Here is a 656-nt window from a genome sequence, read left to right on the forward strand (position 1 = left end):
CCATGTTTGCCTCCGGGGAATGGGCTGACGGTTTCCATAAAATGGCGAACTTTTTTCAACAGTTGCCACATTGAGCGGCACTGATGATTACGCGTTATTGTGTCGTGAAGTGCCTGCCATAGCCGTTCAGCATGATTCACCCATGGCGAGTAAACCGGCTGATAAATGACCCTGAACTTCGGGTTCTCCTTCAGCCAGCTCTGTGTTTCCCGGCTTTTGTGGATAATGTAGTTGTCCACGATCAGCGTGATGGTTTTCGCCCGACGGTATGTCGCTTTAAGCCGCTTCAGCAGGCTGATGAACAGCGCCGAACTTTTGCTGTTGCCGCCCACATAGCTGACTTTACCTGTCCCGCTGTGCAGCGCTCCGGCCAGATAATATTTTTCATTCTGTCCCGGCGTGACCACCCGTTTTTGCTGTCCGCGCAGTTGCCAGTCCGCACCGATTTTGGGATGAAGATGGATATCCACTTCATCTTCATAAAAGACCTGATGTTCTGCGCTGCATTCGTCCAGTGCTTTATGGATTGCTACCATCTTTTCATCTTTATGCGGGTCACGGATACGCAGAGTTGGCGCAGCCCTTCGCCACACAATCCCCGCAGACGGCAACCAGCGGCGAACGGTTCCGGCATTTAACTGGCAACCGGTTATCTC

The 656-nt window shown here is 52.3% G+C and carries 1 protein-coding gene; it reads right to left on the bottom strand.

From position 1 onward, the window contains the following. The coding region (locus BHE85_RS17805) for an IS630 family transposase (RefSeq protein ID WP_069673637.1) at positions 1 to 656 on the bottom strand (656 nt) is incomplete at both ends.

This window comes from Shigella sp. FC1567, from assembly GCF_001743015.1.
Classification (GTDB): domain Bacteria; phylum Pseudomonadota; class Gammaproteobacteria; order Enterobacterales; family Enterobacteriaceae; genus Escherichia; species Escherichia coli.